The sequence below is a fragment of the Parabacteroides sp. Marseille-P3160 genome, from assembly GCF_900162725.1.
Taxonomy (GTDB): Bacteria; Bacteroidota; Bacteroidia; order Bacteroidales; family Tannerellaceae; genus Marseille-P3160.
This window is the reverse complement of the sequence record NZ_LT799418.1, coordinates 4,556,306-4,583,223: the sequence shown is the minus strand read 5'-3', so window position 1 is coordinate 4,583,223 and position 26,918 is coordinate 4,556,306. Positions and strand designations below refer to the sequence as shown.

Below are 26,918 nucleotides of genomic sequence, written 5' to 3'. Positions count from 1 at the left end.
GTGATTACAGCATTTTTCTCCAGTAAAACATAGAAGGATCAGCTTCTTCGAAACCTATGATTTTGTAAAGTTTTTGTGCAATAAAATTATCATGACGAACTTCCAGCGTCACCCGGCTACATCCTTTTTTCCGTCCGATCTCTATAATCGCTTCTAAAAGTGTTCGTCCTATCCGTTTACCCCGGTATTGAGGAAGTACGATTAAATCGTGAATATTAATCATCGGCTGAACTGTAAAAGTAGAGAAATTCTCAAATGCAATAAGCATACCGCAAAATATGTCATTTGCTTTCGCTAATAACACGATGGAGGTGGGATGCCGGTTCAATCCGTCCACTAAACGGAGCTTTTTTAAAGGCGAAAGTAATTGCCCCCCTCCCATATCGTCTTCAATATATGCATTGATTAAATTTCCGATCGCAGTCAGGTGCTCCGGGTCTGAATAATTACAAGATAAAATTTCCAATTCAGTTTTGTTCATTCGATAGATGTTTATAGTTTTTGACTTGAATTTTATACCTGGCAATCAGCAGACCCATAATTCGTCGTGTAATACCTAATTGCTCTGCCGATTTTGTGATGTTTCCTCTCATTTCAATAAGCGAATCAATTAACATCTGCTTCTCCACCTGTTCCAAAGCATTTTTAAGCGTTCCTTTGTTTATTGTATTTGAAGACATACCGGTTTGTAAAGTCGGGGGAAGATTATAGGAATGAATCACGCAATCTGTAGACAATACCATTGCACGTTCGATCACATTTTCCAACTCACGTATATTCCCTGGCCAAGAGTACATCATCAACATGTCCAATGCACTTCCTGTTATCCGTTTCACATTTGTCCCGTTTATTTTATTTAGCTTGGCAATGAAATGATCCGTTAAAATTGGAATATCTGCGGCTCGTTCCCGTAAAGCAGGAACATAAATCGGAAAAACATTAATCCGGTAATAAAAATCTTCGCGGAATAAGTTTTGCTTAATCATTTCTTCCAGATTACGATTTGTCGCCGTAATGATCCGGACATCAATATCGATCGTTTTGTTTCCACCGACTCGCTCGATTTGCCGCTGTTGCAGTACCCGAAGTAGTTTAACCTGTATGGATATCGGTATGTCTCCTATTTCATCCAAAAAAATAGTTCCTCCGTTAGCCATTTCAAAACGTCCGGTATGAGATAGATTAGCTCCGGTAAACGATCCTTTCTCATGCCCGAACAGTTCACTTTCAATAAGAGATTCGGGCAGGGCGGAGCAATTAACTTTTATAAAAGGCTTGGATGATCTTCCACTTGCATTATGGATTGCTTCGGCGATCAATTCTTTACCAACGCCACTTTCTCCACGAATCATAATGGAACTATTTGTTGGCGCCACTTTCTCTATCAGCCTATATAAGTCGTTCATCGATGATGAATTACCAATAATATTATCCGGTTTATAGATTCTCTCTCCTCTTAACAGCCGGTTTTCTTTACGTAATTCATCCACTTCTTCTATTTGTTTGCGCCGGATGGATACATTTTTGGCAATTAAAGTTCCTACAATATTCAAAAATTTGATCTCGGCCGAGAAATCGGTCATTCCATTGTGAGCTTTATGAATACTCAATGTTGCTGTGATCTCATTCCGTATAACTAAAGGCACACAGAGAAAAGCCATTGGCCCACTCGAGTCACTTGTTACTCCTGTTTTATTTAAAAAACGCTTACTTTTGGATATATCATTGATAATGATAGCCTTTTCTGTCTGTACAACTTCACCTATAATACCTTCACCAATTTTATAAACGCCCCTGTTTTTTTCCTCCTTTGTTAAACCATAAGCTGCACTGATCATTATTTTGTCATCGTTGCGATCAACAATTGCTATCATACTATATTGCGCATCTAAAAATTTGCACAAGTCTTCCAACACCACCTCCAGATTTTGGTAAATGTCCTGACTATGGCCTATGATGTTACTAATATTCACGAGAAAAGTTAAGTCAGTCTCTACATAACAATTCCTTTTAATTCTATCACAAAGCATAAAAGACCTCCTATTTTTGAGAATAAAACCAGTACCTATTATGTCTTCACCTATTCTTGTAGTAGACACAAATGTACGCTAATTTAATTATAAAAGGTAATTTTTGATATTAAAAATAACAAATCACTGTCTTTTTGTTTTTCGTCTCTTATGCAAGGCCGACAGTAGAATGACTCATCTCTAAAAGTCAATTTACAAGAGAGGAGAGAACAAGCGCATGAAGGATTCACACATTCGTTGCCAGCGGGGACGGAGCAGCCAGCGGGAGGGGATGAGCCGTTCGCACGAGGCCAGGTCTTTGGTGAACATGCGGGTCATTTCGAGGGCGAATTCCTTTTGATACACAAAGAGGTTCATTTCAAAATTGTGTTCGAAACTGCGGAAATCAATATTGGCCGAACCGATGGACACCACTTCCTCGTCGAAAACAAGCAACTTGGAGTGCAGAAATCCGGCAGTATAGAAAAAGACTTTTACCCCGGCCTTCACCATATCGTCGAGAAAAGAATGGGAGGCCATATTGGCCGTCTGCGTATCCGAGCGCTTGGGAAGCATTAGTTGTACGTCGATTCCCCCCAGGGCAGCCGACTGTAGAGCCTGGTTTAAACCTTCAGTCGGCATGAAATAAGGGGTCTGGATAAGGATGGATTTTTTTGCATTGGCTACGCAGAAGATGATTGCCTGTAAAAGGGTACGCCATGGACCGACAGGTCCGCTGGTCGCCACCTGCATCAGATTGTCGCCGAAGCTTTCCACCGGCGGATAATAGCGCCGCCCCTGCACCAGTTTTTTGCTTAACACGTACCAGTCGATCAGGAAGACGGACTGCAAGCCATACACACCTCTCCCTTCTATCCGGAAGTGCGTATCCCGCCAGATTCCCCAAGAGACGCCCTCGTTGTACCGGTCGGCTATGTTCATTCCGCCGGTAAAACCGATTTTGCCGTCGATGACGACAATCTTCCGGTGATTTCGGTAGTTCACTTTGCTGGTTAATGTAGGGAATGCTACCGGGAGGAAGGCGAATACCTCGATTCCCGCTTCTTTCATCTCCCTGAAGAAATACTGCTTAGTGTTCCAACTACCTACGTCATCATAGATGAGGCGTATTTCCACTCCCTCTTTTGCCTTGTCGATGAGGGCTTCCTTGATCCGGTTACCGATTTTATCGTTGGAGAAGATATAATACTCGATATGGATATGGTCACGGGCCTGGCGGATGGCTTTGAGCAGCGCCTCGTATTTCGATTGTCCGTTGATATAGGTTTCTATTTTACTCCCGTAGAGTAGGGAAGATTCATTGCTCCGGCTTAACAGATGCACCAGCGGGTGGTAGGATTCGGGGATGAGAGTAGTGTCGATCGAAGGGGTACCCTGTTGCGGACGCTTCATGATCCGTTTATAAATCCGCCGGGAAATAATCCTTTGCTTCCGGTTATCCTGCCCGAAGAAAAAATAAAGAATCAATCCGATACCCGGGACAAACATAAGTACGACTACCCAAGGGATTGTTTTCAGCGGGTTCCTGTTTTCCGTTATGATCACGGTCACAAGTCCGATGATGGTGATCATGTAAAGGATCAAGACGATTAGCCCGATGACAGCGCCTATTTGAATCGTTGTTAACATACCGTTTTAGATGTGGATGCTAAGATAAGAAGCATTTTGATAACCGCCTTCCCTGGAAGAATGTTTTTTTAAGTTTTGATTACATTAGATGGATTCGGGACAGGGGAGCATTTGAAATGCCGAATAAAATAGTATTTTTGTAAATAACATGAAAGAATAATATTGATGAGGACGAACAAGAAACCGCTTATTTTGATTACAAATGATGATGGTCTACAGGCAAAAGGAATTAACGAATTGGCAAAAAGCCTACGTGAGATAGGTGATTTGGTGGTCTTCGCACCCGACGGCCCCCGTTCAGGGATGTCAAGCGCTATTACTTCGGCGGTTCCGATTTCCTATGCATTAGTAAAAAAAGAAGAAGGGCTGACCGTTTACCGTTGTACCGGAACGCCGGTAGATTGTGTGAAACTGGCGATTAATGAAGTGTTGGAACAGAAGCCGGATCTGTTGGTCTCCGGAATCAACCACGGCGGCAACCAGGCGATCAGCGTCCATTATTCCGGAACGATGGGGGCAGTGATCGAAGGCTGTATCTTCGATGTTCCGTCTTTGGGGGTTTCTTTGCTGAATCATACGGAAGATGCCGATTTCAGGAATAGTGGGCGCCTGGCGAACCTCTTGGCGCGGAAAGTGCTGAAGGAAGGATTGGTGCATGGGACCTACCTGAATCTGAACGTACCGAATGTGGAAGAGGTAAAAGGGGTCGCGATTTGCCGGCAATCGGACGGGCGTTGGGTGAACGAATTCCATCGTTCGAGCGATGCGAAAGGGAACCCTGTCTTTTGGTTGACGGGTGAGTTTCAACCGAAAGAACCGGTTGCACCGGATAACGACACGCTGCTGCTGGCCGAGGGATATGCCTCCCTGGTGCCTTGCAAGGTAGATGTGACGGATTATGCGTTTATGGACACATTGAAAGTTTGGAAACAAAGCTTGGATTGACTTACCAATAGCGTTGGCACATGAAATATTATCTGATAGCCGGAGAAGCTTCCGGGGACTTGCATGCATCGAATCTGATGGCGGCCCTGAAGGAAAAGGACGCCGCGGCGGATTTCCGTTTTCTTGGCGGCGATCTGATGGCCGGAGTGGGCGGGCATCTGGTCCGTCATTACCGGGAGATGGCCTTCATGGGGGTTATTCCGGTCTTGAAAAACTTGAAAACTATTCTGAGAAACCTGAAATCCTGCCGGGAGGATATTCGTTCTTATGCACCGGATGTCGTTATCTTGGTGGATTATCCTGGATTTAACCTGAAGGTTGCCAAGTTTGTTAAGACGGAACTTCATCTTCCGGTCTATTATTATATTTCCCCTAAGATCTGGGCCTGGAAGAAATACCGTATCCATTCGATCCGGCGGTACGTAGACCGCATGTTCTGCATTCTTCCCTTTGAAACGGATTTCTATGCCGGGCTGGGCTATCGGGTGGACTATGTGGGGAATCCTTCCGTCGATTCCGTAGCTAACTACCGGAAAGGGAAGGAAGAGAAAGAAGATACATTCCCGGTGGAGGCCGGACTGGCGCCCGGCCGGCCGGTCTTGGCGTTGCTGGCCGGGAGCAGGAGGCAGGAGATTAAGGATAACTTGCCGACAATGCTCGAGGTGGGGGCCTCGTTCCCGGAATACCAGATGGTGATTGCCGGTGCGCCGGGTATCGAGCCGGACTACTACCGGATCTATACGGATGGCAAGCCGGTAAAGATTGTTTTCGGGCGTACCTATCCGTTACTGGAGCATAGTGCGCTGGCGCTGGTAACTTCGGGAACCGCCACGTTGGAGACCGCCCTCTTCCGGGTGCCGCAAGTAGTCTGTTATTACTTCTGGGGAGGAAAGCTGGTTAATTTCATCTTCCGTCATTTTTTTACGACTCCCTATATTTCTTTAGTCAATCTGATTGCAGGACGGGAAGTCGTGCGGGAACTATTCGGAGCCCTTTTCTCCGCACAGCGTATCCGGGAAGAGTCGGAACGGTTGGCCTATCAGGCGCCTTATCGTGAGCGGATGCTGGAAGGTTACGATGAAGCGCTCGCCAAATTGGGTAATCCCGGAGCTTCCGTCCGGGCGGCCGACTTGATTTATCAATCGCTCATATCTTCAATTTAGGCGTTTAATCCGCCTCGCTGCCGATCAACAGCAGGAAAATAACCTTGGGATGTACTGATTTTCATACAGGTATATACACTACCTGTGATTTCACTGCACGCAATTGAGTGTTTGACGGCTATAGAACACGTGTTTTACAGCCGTCAAACACGTGTTTCACAACTGTAGAACACCTGTTTCACAGCCGTCAAACACCTAACCGGATTTATCGAACAGGGCAAATGCATTTCCCCATTTGTTCGGCGGAGTGTCCTCACTCCGCCGTGTTGGAAGTAAAGCTCCCGCTTTGCCTATCCTTAAAAAGGATAATCATTGCGAGGCGGGAGCCTCGCTTTTATCACCGACGGAAGCCGGAGCTTCCGCCGAACATAACAGGAGTTTAAATCTTCGACCAAATATGCTTTTAATTCCTCTTTTGTCGCTTCTGCCGAACATAACAGTTTGCCCTGATTTACCGAAACCCAAAACCGATGGGACGATTTATCAATCTGTTCATCGTTCATCATCCATACTTCTTCTCGTTTTGTTTGGCTTTTTACTCGCCAAACTTTAATTAACAATTATTAATAACCCTCGTTCGCAGCATTTTCCGATCAATATTCATCTACTTAATTATAAAAAGGAAAATAATTTTAAAAAGAATAGATGCTATGAAACGATTTAAGTTTTTTACGGCAATTGCAGGAATCCTTTTAGCATCGATGACATTGAATTCCTGTTCGGATGATGGGTATTCGCTAGGGGATTTCTGGGTTGAAGTTGCTACCGTATATCAAGAAGGCGATGATTGGTATTCTTTGACATTGGATGATGGAACGACCTTGTGGCCTGCGTCTCCTTTATATCGGCCTGCAGGGCTGAAATATAACCAACGGGTATTGGTGGACTATACAATTCTTTCCGATTCCATGTCGGGGTTTGATCATTATATCAAAGTAAATGCATTACAGAAGATACTGACCAAAGAGGTCGCCGAAAACAAGGGAGTGGAGAACGATTCCATTTATGGCACCGACCCGGTGAAGATTTACAATCTATGGACCGGCGACGGTTTTCTGAATATAGACTTTGGCTTTAATGCCGGAGGCGGTGTATCGCATTTTGTCAACTTGCTTCAGGATAGTACTTCTTCGGCAAGTCCTTACGCCTTTGAATTCCGCCATAACGCCTATGATGATCATGCATCCTATGGACAAAGGGGATTGGTCGCCTTCAAACTCCCGGATTTCGAGACCGGCGAGGAAGAAATCACATTGCTCATCAAGGTTAAGACATTTGAAGGAGAGAAGGAGTACGAACTGGTTTACACTCCACAACGAAAAGCAACCTTTACAAATCGTAAAATAAGCAAAGAAACTTATTCTACGGAAATTAAATAAACATACCTTTCCACATGACTTTTATTTTTATCATTTAGTACGGGAGAAGAGGCGTCGCGAGGATGCCTCTTTTTTATATATATTCGTCCCATCAGATGCAACGTTTGTTTTTTTGTTGCGTATATATATATATACAAATGGAAGCAGAGACAGCAGAGTTAATCAAAGAATGTCGCAAGGGCAAGCGTGTTGCACAATTGAATTTGTATTCGCGCTATGCCGGATGGATTTATGCGACGTGCTTGCGGATTGTCGGTAATTCGATGGAGGCTGAAGAAGCGATGCAGGACTCTTTCTTGAAGGCGTTGACCCGATTGGAACAGTATCATGAAGGACAGAGCTTTGACGCTTGGCTGAAACAGATTGCCGTCCATACCTCGATTGACTATGTCCGCCGGAAGGTTCCGGATTGGGAAGAATTGAAGGAAACGGCAGACATCCCGTCTGAAGAGGACGCCGATGCCGCCGAGATTACCTGCACAGTCGAACGGATCAAGAGAGAAATTGCCAATTTGCCGCCGGGCTATCGTTTAATTCTTTCCCTGTCTCTTTTCGAGGGTTATGATACGGATGAGATCGCATCGATCTTGAAGATAAAGCCGGTTACGGTCCGAAGCCAGTATTTGCGGGCTAAACGGAAATTGTTAGAAAGAATAGGAGATAAATAAGAGAATGGATAAGTTAAAACAGTTTATAGATCAACATATCGGAGAGTTCCGGGAAGAGGCATTGCCGGAAGGGCACCTGGAACGCTTCGGAAAGAAATTGCCGCCCTCCCCGGCAAAGAAGCGAAAATTGCTGATCGGGGTCTGTTCGTTCGCGGCTGCCGCTACGTTAGCTCTTTTGCTGTGGGTAAGGCCTTCCTTTGTCATGGATGATTCCGGGGAAACCGTATGCGAGTCAGCCCAGGAAATCCGGGAAGTACGGTTGTATTACCAGATGCGGATAGACGAGGTGATTGCACAGATGCAAACGATTTATAAGGAGAAAAAGGCTCCGGGCACTGCCGATCTTTGGCAGGAAACCAACCGGGTACTTTCGGAGACCGAGCGCTTTGAGTCGGATATCCTGCCGAAGCTGCCTTGTTCCAACGATGGGCTGTATGCTATGAACCAGCATTACAGCAATAGTTTGGAAAGCTTGACGATTATGCTTCAACAGATGGAACGTGTTACGAATGAATATACAAATTATAAATGATGAAAACAAAAATGAATAAACAAAACCGGTCGCTTGTATGGATGATTTTGCTTTTCTTCTTTTGCGGACAAATGCTATTTGCCTTTGAATCGGAGAGTATAAAAAGGAAAGAAATCGTAAAGACTTACCCCATGGCGGCTAATGGGAAGCTGGCGATAGAGAATAAATACGGAAATATAGTTGTTTCCTATTGGGACCGGAAAGAAGTATCGGTAAAGGTCGTGATCGAAGCGAAAGCCGGAAGTGAACGGGTCGCTCAGGAAGCGGTCGACCGAGTACATATTAACTTTCAGCAGGCAACAAATTATCTTTCCGCTGTTACTTCATTGGAGAACAGAACCTGGGGAGGAAATGGGAGAGGACAACAACTTGTGATTCATTACTACGTGACGGTTCCTTCCCTATTAAATCTGGATTTGAACCAGAAGTATGGAAATATCAATTTGCCCGGGGATAATGCGGGGAGCTACCGCCTGGATGTGAAATATGGGAATATCAATGCCGGCAACTTCAAGGGAGGGCTGGCGGTTGTCGCCCAATACAGCAATGTCTTGTTGGGAGATGTCGTTTCGGCAAGCTTCGATCTTGCCTACTGTGGTAAAGTCAAGCTCATGAAGGGGCAAAAGATCGAGGTGAACAGCCGGTACTCCAATGAAGAGTTGGGGCACGTCGGGTCCTTGTCCATACAGAAAAAGTACGGTAATGGAACGATTGAAGGAATCGATGCGGCATCCATTGATGCAAAATATAGTAATATCGCTTTGGGGACGGTGCGGAAGACACTCCATGTCGATGCCATCGATTATGGGACATTGGACATTAAAGAGCTGGATCCGGCCTTTGAGCGTGTGCAGGTAGATGCCCGTTACGGGAACCTGAAAATTGAAATCTCATCCAAAGCCTCTTTCAGTGTGCGCGCTAAGAGCATGAAATACGGAGACTTTGAACTGAAGGGTTTGCATGTAACCCATTCGAATGATGGAAAGGAAGAACATTCCGCAGAGATCAACGGCGGCAAAGGGGGGGAGGTCCTGTTTGACGGAGGAGGATATAGCAACTTGACGATCAAGGCGAAATAAAGAAGTATTGTTAATTATTTGTTTATAGTAAAAAAGGAGTTGCCCGGTTTCGGGTAACTCCTTTTTTACTGGTTGAAAAATTAGGTTGATTAATCCAGGATTTTAATCCGGATATTACGGAACCATACATTGTCGCCATGATCTTGGAATCCGATGAATCCTTCACGATCCGGGCCGCCGCAATTTGACAGCAATTCGTAAGCCAACGGCTCTTTCTCTTTGCTGAATTTGCTTTTGCTCAACAGGTCAATCCATTGTTGCGTCCACAAATGATATTCAACTACGTTTTCACCATTCTGTGAGTGAACGATCGTTCCTTTGTAAGACATGATCTTACCCTTGTTCCATTGGCCGAACGGTTTGGCGTTCTGCGGTTTGGCGGGAATCATATCATACAGGGAAGCGGATTGGCGGATGCCTTGCTCTGCGCCTAATTTGGCATCCGGATGATTTTCGTTATCCAATACCTGGTATTCGGGAGCGGAGATAAAAGAAGGTTGTCCTTCTACTTCCTGAATCATATAAAGAACACCCGAATTGGAACCTTTATCCACTTTCCATTCAAACTCGAGTTCATAGTTCTTGAACTTGTGGGCAAAGATAAGGTCTCCACCGTCTTTTGCTCCGGCTTCACCTTCACCTGAACCTTTGATATGGATTGCTCCGTTATCAATCACCCAAGCCGACGGAACAGTGTCACGGTCATATCCTCTCCATCCGTTAAATGTCTTTCCATCAAATAACGTAATCCAACCTTCCTTATCCTTTGGGAAAGTAGATAAATCTACAGTCGGAAGATCAAGCAGTTTGTATTCCGGAGTAGCTGCTGTAGCTACCTCCGTTGAATCTTCAGCTGAAGCTTCTTCTGTTTTTTTACCTCCGCCACAAGATGTGAAATAACACATCATGACTGCAGCGCTTGCTAATAAAACTGACTTTTTCATCTTTGATAATATATTAATATTTGACTTTTAATCATGGCATATCCGGTAGTTTCCAACCTGTACGATAGTTATGTTTGATTAATTCTGTGGCAAATTGGTTTGCATTTATAGGATCGGTCCAGATCTTATTGAATTTAGGATCTCCGTCTACAATCTTGAAGTCGTCTTTGATTAGTATCTTCAGGGTCTCATTATCCTTAATGTTTGTAAACCTCATGTTCGGACCGTCCCAAGCTAACTCTTTATGTAATTCTTGCAGACGTATAGCTAATACCCCCATTACAACCATTTCGTTGAACGGACCTGCTTCGCTGAAATCAGAAGCTGTTTTTACTCTGTTGGCCGGACTTTCCTTACATGCCCGGATCCAGTCTTGTTCGTGGGAAACCGGAACTCGGCGGCATACTTTCGGAGCGTTCGGCACACGTCCGGACAATAACCAAGGATCCTTACCGTAGCATCCGCAGATCAGTGTGTCTTTAGTTCCATGGAAGATCACGGCTCCACCGGCATCATTCATGTTTTTGCCTTCCGGATAACCTTTCGGAAATTCAGGTTTCAAGCCTCCGTCATACCAATGTACTTCTACCTCCGGCAGGGCTACCTTTGCCAGGTTATCCCGTGCGGGGAATAGCAATTTAACATGCTGGGCCTGGGGAGCGCAGTCTTTCAGCAACAAGGTAGAAGAACCTTGTACCTTCGTCGGGTACTGCAACTTCAGAGCCTTGAATACCGGGTGCAGAATATGGCAGGCCATATCGCCTAAAGCTCCGGTTCCGTATGCCCACCAGCCACGCCAGTTCCATGGGTGGTAGATATTGTTGAAAGGACGCATTTCAGCAGGGCCGGTGAATAAATCCCAATTGAGGGTAGACGGAATCTTGTCTGCCTTCTCAGGAGCATTTAAGCCTTGCGGCCAGATAGGGCGGTCGGTAAATGCTTCCACTTTGGTGATTTCACCGATTTCTCCGTTCCAGATCCATTCGCAAGTGAGGTTTACGCCTTCGCCGGAAGAACCCTGGTTACCCATTTGGGTAGCTACCTGGTATTTTTCTGCGAGTTTGGTTAATAAGCGGGATTCATACACGGAGTGTGTCAAAGGTTTTTGGCAGTATACATGCTTGCCTAGCGTAAGGGCATCGGCGGAGATGATTGCATGGGTATGGTCGGCTGTCGCTACCAGGACAGCATCGATGGATTTTGCCATTTCATCATACATCTTGCGATAGTCCCAATATTTTTTTGCGTTGGGGAGACGCTCGAATACGCCTTTTGAATATTTCCAATCCACGTCACACAGAGCGACTATGTTATCCGTGGTTTCCATATTCTTAAGGTTAGCGTTTCCCATTCCTCCGATGCCGACGGCAGCAATGTTCAACTTGTCGGTAGGAGCCGTGTGCCCATGGCTTTTACCTAATACGGCATTCGGAACAATCGTGAGGGCGGCAGCAGCCGCTGTTCCTTTCTGCAGAAAAGATCTTCTTGAAATGTTTGACATAATAATAGTTTTTATAAATTAGCAATAATGATTTTTTATAGTGATTTTGTAATTTACCCATACAAATTGACGCAAATATAGCGAAGTGTGTGTTGATACACAAAAAAGGGGAGTGTAATCTCTTTCGGATAAACATTTTTAACACAGGGGATAGAAATAACTGATGGCGTGATAGCAAAAATAGATGGAATAGGAATGGTATTTTCCTCTTTTCTTTATATGTTTGTTAGATGCTCTGCCGGGTAAAGGCGGAATTTGTTTTTTATGAATTATTATTCACAGTCAAATAATAAAAGTACCTTTACAGACGAGTGGCAACATGATAGTACGCATCAAAACATACTAATATGGAAAAAGTTCCGATACCTCTACGTATTTTCCGGTTCTACATAGAAGGATTCCGTGAGATGAAGTTGGGGAAAACTCTCTGGCTCATTATTCTCATAAAGTTATTTATTATGTTTTTTGTCTTGAAAATTTTCTTTTTTCCCCGCTATTTGAGCCAATTCGAGACGAATGAAGAGAAACAGGAACATGTATCGGACGAACTTGTCGAACGCGCATTATTACCCTAAAAAAACAATATTATGATTGAAACGATTGACTCTTCTCTAATTGACTGGTCGAGGGCCCAATTTGCTCTAACGGCCATGTATCATTGGCTTTTTGTCCCCCTTACCCTCGGATTAGGGGTCATTATGTCTATTATGGAATCGCTTTATTACAAGACCGGAAATGAGTTTTGGAAAACGACGGCTAAATTCTGGATGAAGCTCTTCGGCATTAATTTCGCAATCGGAGTGGCTACCGGAATCATCCTGGAGTTTGAATTTGGGACGAACTGGTCGAATTACAGCTGGTTTGTCGGAGATATCTTCGGTGCTCCGCTAGCGATCGAAGGCATTCTGGCCTTCTTCATGGAGGCGACCTTTATCGCAATTATGTTCTTCGGATGGAATAAGGTCAGCAAGGGAGCCCACCTTGCTTCTACCTGGCTGACGACTCTCGGCGCCACCCTTTCGGCCCTTTGGATCCTGGTAGCGAACGCTTGGATGCAGTATCCTGTCGGGATGGAATTTAATCCGGATACGGTGCGGAACGAAATGTTTGATTTCTGGGCGGTTGTCCTTTCTCCTGTGGCGATCAATAAATTCTTCCATACGGTTATTTCCGCCTGGGTACTGGGTTCTGTCTTTGTCATCGGGGTGAGCAGTTGGTATTTGTTGAAGAAACGGCATGCGGATTTTGCCCTTTCAAGCATTAAGGTCGCTGCGGCCTTCGGTCTGGTTTCCTCCCTGTTGCTTTTGTGGACGGGTGACGGCTCAGGCTATCAGGTCGCCCAAAAACAACCAATGAAGCTGGCCGCTATGGAAGGCCTTTATAAAGGGCAGACAGAGGCCGGCCTGGTAGCAATCGCTGTACTGAATCCGGAAAAGAAAAGTTATAAGGACGACGTCAAGCCTTACCTCTTTAATATTAAAATTCCTTACCTGCTATCTTATCTGGCGGAGCGGGACGTGAAAGCATTTGTCCCCGGGATAACGGATATTATCGAGGGAGGCTACGATACCGACAAGGGGATAGCCCTTTCGGCGGAGGAGAAGATCGCCCGCGGAAAGAAAGCCATTCAGGCGCTGGCGGGATATCGCGAAGCGAAGCAGGCTAAGGACGAGGCCCTCGCCGCTTCCCACCGGAAGGCGCTGGACGAGAATTTTGAATATTTCGGTTATGGGTATATCAAAGATCCCGCACACCTTATCCCGAATGTCGGCATGACTTTCTATGCTTTCCGTATCATGGTGATCCTCGGCGGGTATTTTATCCTGTTCTTTATTCTTACGTTGATTTTTAGCTGGAAGAAACAACTTCAGCATTTACCGTGGTTCCAGTGGGTCGGGTTGCTCTCCATTCCTTTGGCGTATATCGCCAGCCAGTCCGGATGGGTTGTGGCCGAGGTCGGGCGGCAGCCTTGGGCGATCCAGGATATTCTTCCGACGAGTGCGGCGATCTCCAAACTACCGACTTCTTCGGTGCAATTGACCTTCTTTATTTTCTTGATCCTCTTTACGGTTCTGTTGATCGCAGAGATCGGTATCATGCTGAAAGCTATTAAAGGCGGACCCGATTTTTCTGAAAAGTTACCAAATCAATAAAAACAAGCACAATGGATACGACATATATTTTATTACAACATTACTGGTGGTTTATTATTTCTCTGCTCGGCGCTATCCTGGTCTTTTTGCTCTTTGTGCAAGGAGGGCAATCCCTTTTGTTCACCATCGGGAAAAGTGAGATACAACAAAAGATGCTTTTGAACTCAACCGGGCGGAAATGGGAATTTACTTTTACGACGCTCGTTACTTTCGGAGGCGCCTTTTTCGCCTCTTTCCCTTTGTTTTATTCAACCAGTTTCGGTGGCGCTTATTGGGTATGGATACTGATCCTGCTCTGTTTTGTAATCCAGGCCGTCTCTTATGAGTTTCAAGCAAAGAAAGGAAATCTGTTGGGGAAGAAGACCTACCAGGTCTTCCTGATTATTAATGGAGTAGTCGGCCCAATCCTTTTGGGAGCGGCTGTCGGTACCTTTTTTCATGGGGCTGAATTTCTTGTGGATAAAGGGCGGCTGACGGAAGTCGGTATGCCTGTCATTTCTTCATGGGCCAATCCTTTGCATGGATTGGAGGCCGCCTTTGTCATCTGGAACCTTTGCCTGGGACTGGGCGTCTTTTTCTTGTCCCGCGTATTGGCTTTGCTTTATTATATTAATAATATCAATGATACAGAGATCGAGGTCCGTTGCCGGAAACGGCTCTTTCCGGAAGCTGTTCTCTTCCTGGTTTTCTTCTTGACTTTTCTAATTCATTTGTTATTGACACAAGGCTTTGCCCTGAATCCGGAGACCGGGGAAGTGTTTATGCAACCTTATAAATATTTCCTTAATCTTATTGAAATGCCTATCGTTTTGGCTGTTTTCCTGATAGGTGTCGTCTTGGTGCTTTATGGGATCATCAGCGCCTTGTTGACCAAGACCCGTTTGGGCATCTGGTTTTCCGGCATCGGAACCGTATTGACCGTATTGGCGCTCTTCCTGATTGCCGGTTGGAATAATACGGCTTACTATCCTTCCTTAGTGGACTTACAAAGTTCGCTTACCATTTACAATAGCTCATCCAGTCCGTTTACCTTGAAGGTCATGTCTTACGTCTCCATCCTCGTACCTTTTGTACTCGCCTATATTTTCTATGCGTGGCGTGCACTGGATCTCCGCAAGATAGACCAGAAGGAAATCGAGCAAGATGACCATGCTTATTGATTGACAGCTTTTGATTATAAGGGAAATCCCCGGAAGCGACCTTCGCTTCCGGGGATTTTGTCATGATTCGGCCATCCATCCTATTTTTCGATAAAATAGAACAAGAGGGGGATAATTATTCCCATTTTATTTCTGAAAATGATATATCTGCAGCGTACATTTTTCATTGGGTTTACAGACGAATCAATCCGGCCCTTTGGGGAAGCCGGATTAATTGGGGTTTCTTTCAAGTGGAAAGAAACAAGTATATAAAATCGAAACAAAGGTTCTACGGATATCTATCTTTAGAATGGCCCTCCGGGGCCTCCGGGCCCACGACCTCCGCCAAATCTCCGGGAACCGCCGTCACGCATCATATCTCCTTCGGTTGCGCCGCCTTTGAAGAGCGTGAACCGGTAGATGAAATGAACCATCACATAGCTGGTCAGAGTATTATAAACCGAGTCGGTAATGTAGTCTGTCCCAACGGAGCGTGAGATATTGCTTCGTTCCTGTAGAATATCATAAATCTTGACTCGCAATGTTCCCTGATTCCCCTTGAGGAAATTCTTGGAAACCGATGCATTCCAGAGCATTTCTTTTTGTTTATACCCATCGGAATAACCAGAGTTGGTGGAATAATTAAGGTCGCTTTCCACTTTGATATTCCAAGGGAGGTAAATTGTCGTCGTTCCGCCTAACCCATAGTTATAAGTCGCCTGGTCTTGCTGCGAGCTGAGCGTATTCTGGATATTATTATACCGGATATTTCCATTGATCCCGAGATCCAGGTAATCCGAGCGGAAATCGATCCCCGCACGCTCGGAAAGCGTGAAGTTATTGCTTTGGTTCTTTTCTTCGTTCACAAATCCGTTGCTGTTGGAATAGGAGGTCATAGTCATGGAATTGATAGTGAACTTTCTGTTTTTTAATGGAGTATTGAACATCATCCGTATGTTTCCACTGTAATTTCCATTGACATTCGTATAGGTCGTCAGCCGTTTCGCCGTTTCGGCATCCCGGACGCTGGTCGTCACAATATCATTGACCATATAGTTTCCATTGGCCATGATAAAGAAGGCGCTTTGCTGCTCCGGAACGAATTTCTGGAACCGGATAAAGAGGTCATTGCTATAGGACGGTTTCAAATCCGGATTACCAATAATTATATTCTGCGGATTCGATAAATCGGGCACCGGTAGTAACTGCTTCATGCTGGGCTGGCTGGTTCGTCCGTTATAGTTGATCCGGAGATTCGTCCGTTTGTCGAAAAGATAGTTAAACTGCAATAAGGGAGAGAGATTGAATACATTCCGGCTCAGGCTGGAAAGGATCGTATCTCCGATAAAGTTTTCGCTTTTCGTGTATGAAGGATCCATATTCAGACCGATCGTATAATTGTATTTTTCACGCTGAGCCTTGAAACTCAATCCAATGCGCTGGCTGATGAAATCGTTCCGGTAATTCTTGCTATAAGTCGTATCCAATTGGTTATAAATGCCTTCCGTATCTGCATTGTAGGCGTTTTTCAGGGATTCCTGCCGCCGTTGGCTGAAGCTGTAGGTGGCCTGCAGGAAATTATTCTTTCCCAAGGGTTCTACCCATGAAACGAATGCCCGGTAATTGAATCCGTTATTATCATAGCGGACACGCTGGTCGATCAATTCGGTCGAATCGGTCTTAAAATATTCCGTGCTCGAATAAGTGTTCTCATTGTTGTAGGAGTCGCTATACCCCCCTGATAAGGAGGCGCTGAACACCCGTCCCCTGTCGTTCAGTTTCCGGCTGAATTCCAATTCTCCCGAAAGGTCGTATCCTTCGCCTTCCGTATAATTCGTGGCGTAGCTCTTATTGATCGTATCGCCTACTTCATAACGTTCCATTGAATTGCTCTCTTCCCGGCTACTGCTTTTGCTATAGCTGAAATCGGGACGGAATAGGATCTGGGTTAATGTATCAGGCTTCCATTCCATACGGAAGTTCGCTCCGATATTATCGCTTTTTGTATTGGCAAAGCTTAACTCCTGGCTGTAGGACGTAGAGTCACCGGGCAAAAACTGTTGGGTACTGGAATTGCTTTCCGCATCGTTGTCCGAATGGGAATAGCGAGCATTTCCTCCTACTGTCAGTTTAGGAGTAAATTCTTTGCTGAAGTTGATGCCTCCATTTCCCGAGGTCGTGATACCATTCCCCGTACCGCCTCCTCTGAATCCGCGGCGTCCGCCTCCACTCATTCCTCCGAACATCGTCGAGGCCAAGTCGGAGAATCCCATATTATTGGTATTATTGAATCCGCCCAGAAAGGTGAACTGGTCATTATTGACGAAGCGGTTCACCATCGCGTTTCCTTCATACCGGTCTTTGCTGCCATAGCCGGCAAAGGCATTACCAAACCAGCCTTCCTTCATTCCTGGCTTGACTGTCAGATTGATGACCGTTTCTTCCTCTCCGTCGTCGAAACCGGTCATGAGAGTCATGTCGCTCTTTTTATCCAATACCTGTACTTTATCCACCATCTTGGCCGGCAGATTCTTCGTGGCTACTTTCGGGTCGGCAGAGAAAAACTCTTTTCCATCTACCATTACCTTCTTCACCTCTTTTCCGTTGACCGTTACTTTTCCATCGGTACCGACTTCAACGCCCGGCATTTTTTTCAGCAGGTCTTCCAGGGCGGAACCCTCTGTCACTTTGTAGGAATCGGCATTATATTCCATCGTATCATTACGTATGACCACCTCGGCCGCTTTTCCGATGACTATAGCCTCTTGTAGGAGAACGCCGTTGTCACTCATTTCCAGTTTCCCTACATCTTCTATATTCTTCTGTCCTGTGATCCGTAAAGGTTTAAATATAGGATCGAATCCCAGAAAAGAAATGTTCAAATAGTAATTGCCCGCCTTTACGTCTTTCATGGAAAAACTGCCTTTCGTGTCACTCGTGATACCTCGGATCAAAGTACTGTCTTTCTGCGTATACAAACGTATGGTAGCTTGCTCTACCGGTTCTCCTGTCCCCTTCTCAACAATCGCTCCCCGAATTTCCACACTTGATTGCTGAGCAAAGCAAGTGATGGATAAAAGAAAGAAGAGCATCAACATACCGTATTTCCCTTTGTTCATATCTATCTTCTCTATGAATATTTGAAAAGATAGACCTTTTCTTTCCCGAATGGTTTAAGAAGCTATGATTACATTTTGTTTTTATTAACGAAAACACTCAACACTTCATACGGATAGCTATCCGTATGAGTCGTTTTTTACTCAGATTCGTAGGAAAAACAGAAAGAATGGCAGGTAATCCTTTAGTCTCTTCCGCAGGATTTTCAACGATTGGGAGATTCTGTATTCGACTGTTTTCACGGATACGGATAATTGGCTTGCAATTTGGGCATTGGTTTGATCGCTCCAACGGCTAAGAAGAAAGGTTTCTTTGTATGTTTCCGGTAGCTGTTCAATCGCTTTTTCTATGTTTTCCGCCAATTCATTTGCCAGATAGTAGTCCGGATCATCAAATTGATCTTTCAACTTTTCATAAATGATAGAATGGACTTGCGAATGATATTGCTTGTCGCGTATGGCATTTAAACAACGGAATTTTATAGAGGTAAAAAGATAGGATTTCACCGATTGGGTGATCATAAGCTGCTTCCGGTTTTCCCAAACGAACAGCATCAGGTCTTGCACAAGCTCTTCCGTTTCCATATCTGTTATGAATTGCGATGCATATTCACAAAGCGGTGAATAATATTTGATAAACAGCTGTTTATAAGCGGCTATATCGTCGTTTTGTATTTGTTTGATCAGCTCTTCATCCATACGCAAGATCCTGTTCTGCTAGCAATAATCAAAGGCAAAGTTACATATTTAAAGAATAGATTTTGTAATAAAATGGAATTTCTCTTTAGGGTGTCATGAATCTGAGGTGTCTTATTATAAAGGGATAAAAAAGTGGATCCAAAAATACCTATGACAAAACACGTCCCGGATGATATGCATTTATTAGCATATATCAAAGGAGATGCTTCTTCCGAAATCCAGAAGGAAGTGGAAGGTTGGTTGTGTGCCGATGAATCCCATGAATCGATATTGCTTAATCTGGCTAAGATCTATTTTGCGGGTCGTACGAACCGGAGAATAAAAGCCCGGGAGCCTGAAGCTGCCTATGATGCCGTTCTGAATAGAATAAAGGGACGGAAGAGGACGCTTTGGCTGCAACGAGTTTCAGTGGCTGCCGCCTGTCTGCTCTTTTTTGTGTTGGGAGGCGCAACGGTTTACTGGATGAATCTTTCGCAAGAAGAATCTCAGATGATCACCGTGAATTCCAACGCTGGAATGCGGACCCACCTGGAACTTCCCGACGGTACGAAAGTCTGTTTGAATTCGGGGAGCCAGCTGATTTATCCTTCTGTTTTCCGTTCATCGAAACGAAATGTTTCCCTTAGGGGAGAAGCCTATTTCGAAGTGGATCATCAACCGTCACGTCCATTTATCGTACATATGGCGGACGATCGTGTCCGGATCCAGGTGCTGGGAACTACCTTTAATGCTCAGGCTTATCCGGGTGAGGACCGGATCGAAACCACATTGGTCGAAGGGAAGGTCGTTTTAAATATAAAGAATCAAGAGGGAAGATTCAGTACGAAGGAGTTATCTCCTTCCGAAAAAGCGATCGTCGATATGCCTACCGGCCGCTGCGAGGTGAAAAAGATTGAACCCTCGTTGGAGACGGCTTGGGTGGATGGTAAGTTGATCTTTAAAAATACGCCTTTGCCGGATGTCCTGCGAAAAATTGCTTATTTCTACAATGTGAAATTTAAAATAGAAGATCCGGTGATTAATAGTTATAGTTTTACCGGAACGTTTATAAACCGGCAAATTCCCCAGATTCTCGATTATTTGAAAATATCTTCCAATATTGATTATACGATCCGTTATTCAACGGAAGACGATAGCCGGGGCATGAAATATACGAGTATCCAATTAAGAAAAAGAAAATGATTTTTTAATCTTAAATCCATCAGATATGCACAACAGTTCATAAGGAAATAAAAAAAACATACGGAAAAATGCTACCAACAGATTCCCGTATGAAACAATTCATCGCAACAATACACGATGAAGGCAAATGAATTATTTTTTTAATATAAAATCAATACAAAATTATGACAAAAAACGGTTATATCCAATCGGATAGAGTCTTTTCTGTTTTATCCGAAGGAGGTAAATTTATAAATAGAGTTATGAAATTAACCTTATTCTTGTTTTGTTTTTCCGTGAGTCTGATTTCTGCCAGTACTTATGCGCAAAATACATACTTGTCACTTAAATTGACAAATAAAACGGTTGCAGAAGTATTGGATGCAGTTGAAAATCAGACTGATTTTCATTTCTTTTATAATAATAAATTGGTAAATATGGATCGGAAAGTTTCGGTCGATGTTCATAACAAAGATGTATTTGCCATATTAGACCAGATGTTTAAAGGTTCTACTGTTGATTATAAAGTAGTAAACAAAGATATAATTTTAACGGTTAAAGAGAAAGGACAAACACTTCAGCAAACCCAAAAGATCTCAGGAAAGGTCGTAGACTCAAAAGGTGAACCGATCATAGGGGCCAATGTCATGGAAAAAGCATCAAAGACGAACGGGACTATGACGGACTTGGATGGTAATTTCCAATTGGAAGTACCGGCAAATGCGACTTTGGTCGTTTCCTATATCGGCTATAACCCCCAAGAAGTAGCGGTTGCCAACCAGTCTTCTTTTTCTATTACTCTCCAGGAAGACCAGTTAGCTTTGGAGGAGGTCGTAGTGGTAGGTTATGCCGCTCAAAAGAAGGTGAATTTGACTGGTTCTGTTGCCAGTATTAACTTTAATGATGAGAAGTTGGCGCGGCCTGTTACCACTATTGCTTCTTCCCTGTCCGGTATGGCTGCAGGTGTGAATGTGATGAACACCAGTAGCCAACCTAATTCGGAGGCGGCTTCAGTTCTCGTCCGTGGTACAGGTACAATGAATAATGCCTCCCCTTTGATATTGGTCGATGGTATGGAAATGGGTCTCAACGAAATCAACCCGAACGATGTGGCTTCCATCTCTATATTGAAAGACGCTGCTTCTTGTTCTATTTACGGTAACCGTGGAGCGAATGGCGTTATCCTGGTAACTACAAAACGGGGAACGGATGGGAAGGTCAATGTTTCTTATTCGGGGAAATTTTCTTATAATACTCCTGCCAAACTGATTCGTCAAGTCACAGATTATGCAGATTATATGGAATTCATCAATGAGGGTTATATAAATTCGGCACAAGCGGCGAAGTTTTCACAATCTACCATCAATGAGTGGCGGGAAGCATCCCAAAGCCCGAATGCCCTGAACTCAGAAGGGATTCCAAACTATGTAACGCACCCGAATACGGATTGGTATGATGAAGTCTATAAGCCTAAATGGATGCAGGAACATACCATCAGCTTGATGGGTTCAGAAAAGCGTACGACGTACTCCTTATCCGGGACATATCTTGATAATCCGGGGATGGTGCTTGAATCCGGTGTGAAGAAATATTATTTCCGCAGCGACATAGAATCGAGAGTGACAGACTTCATAACGGTTGGTATGCGTGCATGGGGGTATAATGCAGACCAAGATCGTAATAGTGTCAGCGACTTGTGGGGCTTGAATATGCAGAAAGTAACCCCGGGTGTATACCCTTACTATAATGGGATGTATGGTGGTACCGAAACAAATGAAGAAGATGGTCAGGCTGGTAACCCGGTGCTTAATATGAGTAATTCTAATGGGTTTTACAAACAGAACAAGTATTATATCAATCCATATGTAGAGGTAAAGTTCTTGAAAGATTTCAAATTCTCGGCAAATTTATATTATGATAACTTTAACAACCATCATAAGTGGTTGCCATCCTCATACAAACAGCAATACAGCTTCAATCGCGGGATGACGCTGAATACGCCTCCTACGTCGACAGATTTGTCTACTTATAGAGTATATGATTGGGAACACCGTGATAAAAGCTGGAAAACAAACTTTTTGTTGAATTGGGGACATAAGTTTGGTAAACATGATGTAAGCGCATTGGTCGGTTATGAAGAGTATCGTAAATGGGGTGATGAGGTAGATATTAGTAAAGAAGGTATGTCCAGTGTAAACCTGACGGATTTTGACGCGATGACAGATCCGTATTATATCAAAGGTTCTTCCTTTGAATACTCCTCCCGTTCGCTTTTCGGACGTGTTAACTATTCGTATGACGAACGCTATCTTGCCGAATTGAATATGCGTTATGATGGTTCTTCCCGCTTCTCTCCTGATTCCCGTTGGGGCTTTTTCCCCTCTTTCTCGCTTGGATGGCGTATTTCGGAAGAGGGCTTTATGAAAGATATTGACTGGATGGACAATTTGAAAATTCGTGGATCCTGGGGAAAGCTGGGTAATAACTCCATCGGTAACTATGAATGGCAGGCTCTTTATGGCTCGGGTTATAATTATGCATTTAATGGAACTAAAACCAATGGTCTGACGATGACCACTTTCTCTAACTATAGTTTGGAATGGGAAGAGACGGCTATCACCAATCTCGGAATTGACTTCAGTGTGTTAGCTAGCCGTTTGAATGGTACGGTTGAAATGTATAATAAGAATACAACAGGTATATTGTATCGTCCGACACTTCCTGAGTCATTGAATCAGTTTACCTCTCCTTTGCAGAATTTAGCTGATGTAAATAATAAGGGATTAGAGTTGACCTTAGGCTGGAATGATCATGCTGGTGATTTCACTTATTCAGTTTCAGGAAACTTTACATACAATGTGAACGAAGTAACTAAGTACAAAGGAACGCTTGTCCGTGAGTGGAGAACGGATGAAAATGGTAATCGCGTTTGGTATCAGAATGTAGGAACAGTCTCTAATGGCTCGACTACACGTATTTTGGAAGGACATCAGATGAACGAATTTTATATGCTTAATGTATATAAAGGAAATGGTTCCTATTTCAATGCAGACGGTTCTGTTAATATCAACGGCGGCCCGAAAGATGGTATGATCCGTACGGAAAATGATATGGCTTGGTTGCAGGCTATGAGTAATGCTGGTTATAAATTCTACCCGAACCAAGGTATTGCAAAAGACAAGATCTGGTATGGTGATATGATATATGCAGATTATAATGGTGACGGTATTTATGGTAATGATAACGATTATGACTTCCAAGGCGTATCCAGCACTCCGAAATATTACTTCGGTTTGCAGGCTAGCATGACTTGGAAAGGGTTTGATTTGTCAATGAACTGGGCCGGTGCGGCAGGATTTAAGATTGATTACTACAAGGTAACTCAAAACAGCGTAAGTGTCATCCATGGTTATGGTCTTGGCGAGGATGTGGCTTATAATCACTATTTTTATGATCCGCAAAACCCGAATGATCCGCGTACGAATATCTCTTCTGCAACCCCGCGTTTGGTTGCAACGAGTAACGGACAAGCAAACGCAAATAGTGCATGGCATCTGCAAAGTGGTAACTATATTAAGTTGAAAAATCTTACAATCGGTTATACACTCCCGAAGAATTGGGTTAAGGCTGCCTACATGCAGAATGCTCGTATCTATGCATCCAGCGAGAACTTATTGACGATCACCGGATTCGAAGGATCTGATCCTGAGCGAATGAGTGGTGACGGATATATGCCGATGCGCCAGTTTGCACTGGGTGTAAATGTTACATTCTAATAAACGTAAAGATTATGAACACAAATAAATTTGATATAATGAAAAATACGGCAAAACTTTTCTCTTCAGCGGTTTTGTCTGGTTTACTCCTTTCCGGATGTGTCGATATGGATCTTACTCCCAAAAATCAACCGAGTGAGGGCGAGGTCTGGAATGATGCAACAATGGCGGAGCAGACAGTCACCGGTATATACAACGGATTGAATCATTTATATAATGATAACTATAATATGTGGTTCGATTGTTTTGCCAGTGTCATGGATCGTGATGCCAACTGGCGTAACTTCGGCATGTTGTTTGGTTGGCAGACAACGTCAGGGGATGGGCCAGGCTGGATTTGGCATGATAACTATAAATTTATCATCCGGTCGAATGATGTGATAGCCAACCTACCTTCAGTCGATGGTATTTCTGATGCTACTAAAGCGAGATTAGTCGCAGAGTGTAGAGTGTTGCGTGTTTATTGGTATTACCAGTTGAATGTTCTTTTTGGAGGAGTTCCTTATTATACCGAGCCAATTAAAAATATTGATGAAGCCCAAGGTAGCCGTTTGACGAAGACGCAGATGTGGGAAAAGCTTATTGAAGATCTAACGGTTAGCATCAATGAACCCAACTTGCCCGATAAATATACGAGCGGTGACTCTAATTATGGGCGCATCACGCGAGGGGCTGCTTATGCTCTACGTGGCAAGATTTATTTATGGATGGAAAATTGGGCTGCGGCAGAGGCTGATTTCAAAAAGGTAGGAGATTGTGGATATAAGTTGTTTACAGGGGGTGCCGATGCTTACAAGAAATTATTCAAAGAAGCAAATGAACAATCTGATGAAATGATTTTCTCCGTTCAATGTATCGAAGAAGACGGCTATTGGAACGCAAAAAATCGCGGCTTCGGTAATCGTTGTACTTACGGTTCTATGTGGAATAACTACTTGGTGAATCCGGATTTTGTTGATTCGTATGAAAATGCGGATGGTAGCAAGTTTAACTGGAGCGAAGTTATTCCCGAATATTCCAGCCTTTCGGTATTGGAGCGTCGTGTGTTTTTCTTACGTGACAATTTAACCGAGAGTGAAATAAAGAGCGCTAAAGAACAAGGGGCTAATATGGATTACTATTTGCCTACTGGAAACGAAGCCCGTATCCGCAAAGCGTATGACAATCGCGATCCGCGTCTGGAAATGAGTGTGATTACCCCGTATGCCCGGTATCTTGGCGGTGACGGTGGCGCGGATAATTACTTTACCAGTCGTTTCCCGTTCCGTAGCCAATGGACGGAAACAGTGAATGCGGATGGTACTATTACCCGTCTGCCGAATGATGTACGCACTGATACGCAAGCAATGTTCTACTATCTAAACCGTAAGTTCGTGACAGAAGGTACAGGTGAAGGTAGCCAGAAAGGGACGGCTATTGACGAGCCTTTGATCCGCTATGCCGACGTGTTGCTGAATTTGGCAGAGGCTCTGAATGAACAAGGTAAGACTGATGAGGCTGTAAGTGTGGTCAATCAGGTTCGTGCGCGTGCCGGTGCTAAGTTGTTAAATTCGAATGCACCGACTACTGTAACTGGTCAGGCAGATATGCGTGAACGTATCCGTAACGAGCGTTATTGGGAGTTGTTGGGTGAGGATTTAATCTACTTTGATGAACTGCGCTGGGGTACCTGGAAGGATAAGAAATTCTCTACTTATAACAACGCTGGTACAACAGAAGTGAACGGCCTTCGGCAGGTTTGGGGACAAGCTACCTATCATTATAGTTGGGGAGGTGATCATTACTGGTTATACCCGATACCGGAGAATGAAATACAGATGAACCCGAATATGGTACAAAATCCGGGTTGGAAATAAGTAATATAAAGAGTAGTTTCCTTCTCATAAGGAAACTGCTCTTTGTCGTTTTATCGTTTTAAACACTTTTAAAATATTGTAAATACATGAGAATGAGATGCATGATAACTTTTTTTAGTTTTCTACTAGCTATAGCATGTAGCGCAAATGACCATTCAAAAGATGAAAATGAACTGCCGATACCGGAAGTGGATGATTCGAAGATCGCTTACCATAATCCCGTGATACGGATTGCGGCTCCCGATCCTACTGTCATTAGGGCGGAAGATGGCACTTATTATTTATATGCGACTGAAGATATTCGCAATCTGCCGATATTTAAGTCTAAGAACATGATCGATTGGGAGGAAGTAGGTACCGCTTTTACGGATAAGACACGCCCGGACTTTATCGATAATAAGACGAACGTACATGCCGCGATATGGGCACCTGAGATACGATATATAAAAAACAAGTATGTGTTGTTCTACTCTTTGGCACAGTGGGGAAATCATTGGATCAGTACGGTCGGTTATGCCGTTTCCGATTCTCCAACCGGCCCTTTTACGGTAAAAGGGAAAGTGTTTGACAGCCATGAAGTGAATGTGGAAAATTCAATTGATCAATTCTTCTATGAAGAAGACGGAAAATATTATATGCTTTGGGGTAGCTTTTTTGGCATTTATATTATGGAATTGAATATTACGGACGACTTTCAAATTACTCCTAAACTTGAAACCAAGCGCCAGATAGCAGGAAATGCGTACGAAGGTATTAATCTTTGGAAGCGGGATGGCTATTATTATTTGTTGGCTTCCATCGGTTCTTGTTGCGAAGGGGCAAAGAGTACGTATAAAACGGTGGTAGCTCGTTCAAAAGATTTATTTGGACCGTATGTCAATAAGAGCGGAGATAAAATGTTGGACAATGCCCATGAAGTGATTATTAAAGGAGATGATCGTTTTGCAGGTACCGGACATAATTCCATTTTACAGGAGGATGATGAAAAGAATACCTGGATCATTTATCATGCTTATCAGTTAGATAACTTAGGTGCCCAGCGGCAGGTTTTGTTGGATCGTGTTTTGTGGGATGAAGCGGGATGGCCTTATGTAGAAAAGCAACAACCTTCTTATGGAGCTTTTCGTCCCGTTATTAATAAATAAGAT

General features: G+C 44.0%; 21 protein-coding genes. 13 read left to right on the top strand and 8 right to left on the bottom strand.

The window, feature by feature from the left end; genetic code table 11:
• Positions 1-4 precede the first annotated feature (4 nt).
• The 3 genes from BQ8014_RS18185 to cls all read right to left on the bottom strand — a co-directional run bounded on the left by BQ8014_RS18185 (position 5) and on the right by cls (position 3,659).
• Positions 5-481 (bottom strand): GNAT family N-acetyltransferase, encoded by a 477-nt coding sequence (locus tag BQ8014_RS18185; protein WP_080905590.1) that lies wholly within the window; start codon positions 479-481, stop codon positions 5-7.
• On the bottom strand, positions 468-2,030 hold the full coding sequence (locus BQ8014_RS18180; RefSeq protein ID WP_080905589.1) for a sigma-54 interaction domain-containing protein: 1,563 nt from the start codon (positions 2,028-2,030) through the stop codon (positions 468-470). The genes BQ8014_RS18185 and BQ8014_RS18180 overlap by 14 nt, the downstream gene beginning before the upstream one ends.
• Positions 2,031-2,222: 192 nt before the next feature.
• A complete protein-coding gene (gene cls / locus BQ8014_RS18175; protein WP_080905588.1) occupies positions 2,223-3,659 on the bottom strand; it encodes a cardiolipin synthase in 1,437 nt (478 codons plus the stop codon).
• Between the two features lie 165 nt (positions 3,660-3,824).
• Between cls and surE the strand changes: the two genes are divergently transcribed.
• Entirely contained in the window at positions 3,825-4,604 is a 780-nt protein-coding gene (gene surE / locus BQ8014_RS18170) for a 5'/3'-nucleotidase SurE (RefSeq protein ID WP_080905587.1), read from the top strand.
• A 20-nt stretch (positions 4,605-4,624) separates the two neighbouring features.
• Positions 4,625-5,767 (top strand): lipid-A-disaccharide synthase, encoded by a 1,143-nt coding sequence (gene lpxB / locus BQ8014_RS18165; protein ID WP_080905586.1) that lies wholly within the window; start codon positions 4,625-4,627, stop codon positions 5,765-5,767.
• Between the two features lie 296 nt (positions 5,768-6,063).
• On the opposite strand, the gene BQ8014_RS18160 is transcribed toward lpxB, so the two are convergent.
• Positions 6,064-6,273, bottom strand: coding sequence for a hypothetical protein (locus BQ8014_RS18160; protein WP_139785150.1), 210 nt, complete (start codon positions 6,271-6,273; stop codon positions 6,064-6,066).
• A 144-nt stretch (positions 6,274-6,417) separates the two neighbouring features.
• Here BQ8014_RS18160 and BQ8014_RS18155 point away from each other — a divergent pair, with 144 nt between their 5' ends.
• The 4 genes from BQ8014_RS18155 to BQ8014_RS18140 all read left to right on the top strand — a co-directional run bounded on the left by BQ8014_RS18155 (position 6,418) and on the right by BQ8014_RS18140 (position 9,425).
• Complete coding sequence (locus BQ8014_RS18155) at positions 6,418-7,146, top strand: NigD1/NigD2 family lipoprotein (RefSeq protein ID WP_080905584.1); 729 nt, start codon at positions 6,418-6,420, stop codon at positions 7,144-7,146.
• Positions 7,147-7,283: 137 nt separating this feature from the next.
• Positions 7,284-7,814: an RNA polymerase sigma factor gene (locus BQ8014_RS18150; RefSeq protein ID WP_080906056.1), complete on the top strand. Its 531-nt coding sequence runs from the start codon at positions 7,284-7,286 to the stop codon at positions 7,812-7,814.
• A gap of 4 nt (positions 7,815-7,818) precedes the next feature.
• Positions 7,819-8,346: a hypothetical protein gene (locus BQ8014_RS18145; RefSeq protein ID WP_080905583.1), complete on the top strand. Its 528-nt coding sequence runs from the start codon at positions 7,819-7,821 to the stop codon at positions 8,344-8,346.
• Positions 8,343-9,425, top strand: coding sequence for a DUF4097 family beta strand repeat-containing protein (locus BQ8014_RS18140; RefSeq protein ID WP_080905582.1), 1,083 nt, complete (start codon positions 8,343-8,345; stop codon positions 9,423-9,425). Before BQ8014_RS18145 ends, BQ8014_RS18140 begins: the two co-directional genes overlap by 4 nt.
• An 89-nt stretch (positions 9,426-9,514) precedes the next feature.
• Here BQ8014_RS18140 and BQ8014_RS18135 read toward each other — a convergent pair whose 3' ends face one another.
• A complete protein-coding gene (locus tag BQ8014_RS18135) occupies positions 9,515-10,369 on the bottom strand; it encodes a 3-keto-disaccharide hydrolase (RefSeq protein ID WP_080905581.1) in 855 nt (284 codons plus the stop codon).
• A 31-nt stretch (positions 10,370-10,400) separates the two neighbouring features.
• Positions 10,401-11,870, bottom strand: a complete 1,470-nt coding sequence (locus tag BQ8014_RS18130) for a Gfo/Idh/MocA family oxidoreductase (RefSeq protein ID WP_080905580.1) — start codon at positions 11,868-11,870, stop codon at positions 10,401-10,403.
• A 347-nt stretch (positions 11,871-12,217) separates the two neighbouring features.
• Between BQ8014_RS18130 and BQ8014_RS18125 the strand changes: the two genes are divergently transcribed.
• From BQ8014_RS18125 to BQ8014_RS18115, 3 genes are read left to right on the top strand one after another with little or no spacing between them, the layout of a single operon-like run.
• Complete coding sequence (locus BQ8014_RS18125) at positions 12,218-12,445, top strand: DUF4492 domain-containing protein (RefSeq protein ID WP_080905579.1); 228 nt, start codon at positions 12,218-12,220, stop codon at positions 12,443-12,445.
• Between the two features lie 12 nt (positions 12,446-12,457).
• Positions 12,458-14,023: a cytochrome ubiquinol oxidase subunit I gene (locus BQ8014_RS18120; RefSeq protein ID WP_080905578.1), complete on the top strand. Its 1,566-nt coding sequence runs from the start codon at positions 12,458-12,460 to the stop codon at positions 14,021-14,023.
• A gap of 11 nt (positions 14,024-14,034) precedes the next feature.
• The gene (locus BQ8014_RS18115) at positions 14,035-15,183 is read left to right on the top strand and encodes a cytochrome d ubiquinol oxidase subunit II (RefSeq protein ID WP_080905577.1); all 1,149 of its coding nucleotides are present in this window, start codon (positions 14,035-14,037) and stop codon (positions 15,181-15,183) included.
• Positions 15,184-15,467: 284 nt separating this feature from the next.
• Here BQ8014_RS18115 and BQ8014_RS18110 read toward each other — a convergent pair whose 3' ends face one another.
• Positions 15,468-18,281, bottom strand: coding sequence for a TonB-dependent receptor (locus tag BQ8014_RS18110; protein ID WP_080905576.1), 2,814 nt, complete (start codon positions 18,279-18,281; stop codon positions 15,468-15,470).
• 141 nt (positions 18,282-18,422) lie between these two features.
• Positions 18,423-18,977, bottom strand: coding sequence for an RNA polymerase sigma-70 factor (locus tag BQ8014_RS18105; RefSeq protein WP_080905575.1), 555 nt, complete (start codon positions 18,975-18,977; stop codon positions 18,423-18,425).
• Positions 18,978-19,127: 150 nt separating this feature from the next.
• Here BQ8014_RS18105 and BQ8014_RS18100 point away from each other — a divergent pair, with 150 nt between their 5' ends.
• The 4 genes from BQ8014_RS18100 (at position 19,128) to BQ8014_RS18085 (ending at position 26,915) form a co-directional block, all read left to right on the top strand.
• Positions 19,128-20,159, top strand: coding sequence for a FecR domain-containing protein (locus BQ8014_RS18100; RefSeq protein ID WP_080905574.1), 1,032 nt, complete (start codon positions 19,128-19,130; stop codon positions 20,157-20,159).
• A 242-nt stretch (positions 20,160-20,401) separates the two neighbouring features.
• Positions 20,402-23,914, top strand: coding sequence for a TonB-dependent receptor (locus BQ8014_RS18095; protein WP_080906055.1), 3,513 nt, complete (start codon positions 20,402-20,404; stop codon positions 23,912-23,914).
• Positions 23,915-23,928: 14 nt separating this feature from the next.
• Complete coding sequence (locus BQ8014_RS18090; RefSeq protein WP_080905573.1) at positions 23,929-25,770, top strand: RagB/SusD family nutrient uptake outer membrane protein; 1,842 nt, start codon at positions 23,929-23,931, stop codon at positions 25,768-25,770.
• A 101-nt stretch (positions 25,771-25,871) separates the two neighbouring features.
• Positions 25,872-26,915, top strand: a complete 1,044-nt coding sequence (locus BQ8014_RS18085) for a family 43 glycosylhydrolase (RefSeq protein ID WP_369808819.1) — start codon at positions 25,872-25,874, stop codon at positions 26,913-26,915.
• Positions 26,916-26,918: the final 3 nt, after the last annotated feature.

Excerpts from the sequence above, each read along its gene's own strand:
- BQ8014_RS18185 (WP_080905590.1), bottom strand. The coding sequence starts at position 481 with ATGAACAAAACTGAATTGGAAATTTTATCTTGTAATTATTCAGACCCG.
- BQ8014_RS18180 (WP_080905589.1), bottom strand. The coding sequence starts at position 2,030 with ATGCTTTGTGATAGAATTAAAAGGAATTGTTATGTAGAGACTGACTTA.
- cls (WP_080905588.1), bottom strand. The coding sequence starts at position 3,659 with ATGTTAACAACGATTCAAATAGGCGCTGTCATCGGGCTAATCGTCTTG.
- surE (WP_080905587.1), top strand. The coding sequence starts at position 3,825 with ATGAGGACGAACAAGAAACCGCTTATTTTGATTACAAATGATGATGGT.
- lpxB (WP_080905586.1), top strand. The coding sequence starts at position 4,625 with ATGAAATATTATCTGATAGCCGGAGAAGCTTCCGGGGACTTGCATGCA.
- BQ8014_RS18160 (WP_139785150.1), bottom strand. The coding sequence starts at position 6,273 with ATGATGAACGATGAACAGATTGATAAATCGTCCCATCGGTTTTGGGTT.
- BQ8014_RS18155 (WP_080905584.1), top strand. The coding sequence starts at position 6,418 with ATGAAACGATTTAAGTTTTTTACGGCAATTGCAGGAATCCTTTTAGCA.
- BQ8014_RS18150 (WP_080906056.1), top strand. The coding sequence starts at position 7,284 with ATGGAAGCAGAGACAGCAGAGTTAATCAAAGAATGTCGCAAGGGCAAG.
- BQ8014_RS18145 (WP_080905583.1), top strand. The coding sequence starts at position 7,819 with ATGGATAAGTTAAAACAGTTTATAGATCAACATATCGGAGAGTTCCGG.
- BQ8014_RS18140 (WP_080905582.1), top strand. The coding sequence starts at position 8,343 with ATGATGAAAACAAAAATGAATAAACAAAACCGGTCGCTTGTATGGATG.
- BQ8014_RS18135 (WP_080905581.1), bottom strand. The coding sequence starts at position 10,369 with ATGAAAAAGTCAGTTTTATTAGCAAGCGCTGCAGTCATGATGTGTTAT.
- BQ8014_RS18130 (WP_080905580.1), bottom strand. The coding sequence starts at position 11,870 with ATGTCAAACATTTCAAGAAGATCTTTTCTGCAGAAAGGAACAGCGGCT.
- BQ8014_RS18125 (WP_080905579.1), top strand. The coding sequence starts at position 12,218 with ATGGAAAAAGTTCCGATACCTCTACGTATTTTCCGGTTCTACATAGAA.
- BQ8014_RS18120 (WP_080905578.1), top strand. The coding sequence starts at position 12,458 with ATGATTGAAACGATTGACTCTTCTCTAATTGACTGGTCGAGGGCCCAA.
- BQ8014_RS18115 (WP_080905577.1), top strand. The coding sequence starts at position 14,035 with ATGGATACGACATATATTTTATTACAACATTACTGGTGGTTTATTATT.
- BQ8014_RS18110 (WP_080905576.1), bottom strand. The coding sequence starts at position 18,281 with ATGAACAAAGGGAAATACGGTATGTTGATGCTCTTCTTTCTTTTATCC.
- BQ8014_RS18105 (WP_080905575.1), bottom strand. The coding sequence starts at position 18,977 with ATGGATGAAGAGCTGATCAAACAAATACAAAACGACGATATAGCCGCT.
- BQ8014_RS18100 (WP_080905574.1), top strand. The coding sequence starts at position 19,128 with ATGACAAAACACGTCCCGGATGATATGCATTTATTAGCATATATCAAA.
- BQ8014_RS18095 (WP_080906055.1), top strand. The coding sequence starts at position 20,402 with ATGAAATTAACCTTATTCTTGTTTTGTTTTTCCGTGAGTCTGATTTCT.
- BQ8014_RS18090 (WP_080905573.1), top strand. The coding sequence starts at position 23,929 with ATGAACACAAATAAATTTGATATAATGAAAAATACGGCAAAACTTTTC.
- BQ8014_RS18085 (WP_369808819.1), top strand. The coding sequence starts at position 25,872 with ATGATAACTTTTTTTAGTTTTCTACTAGCTATAGCATGTAGCGCAAAT.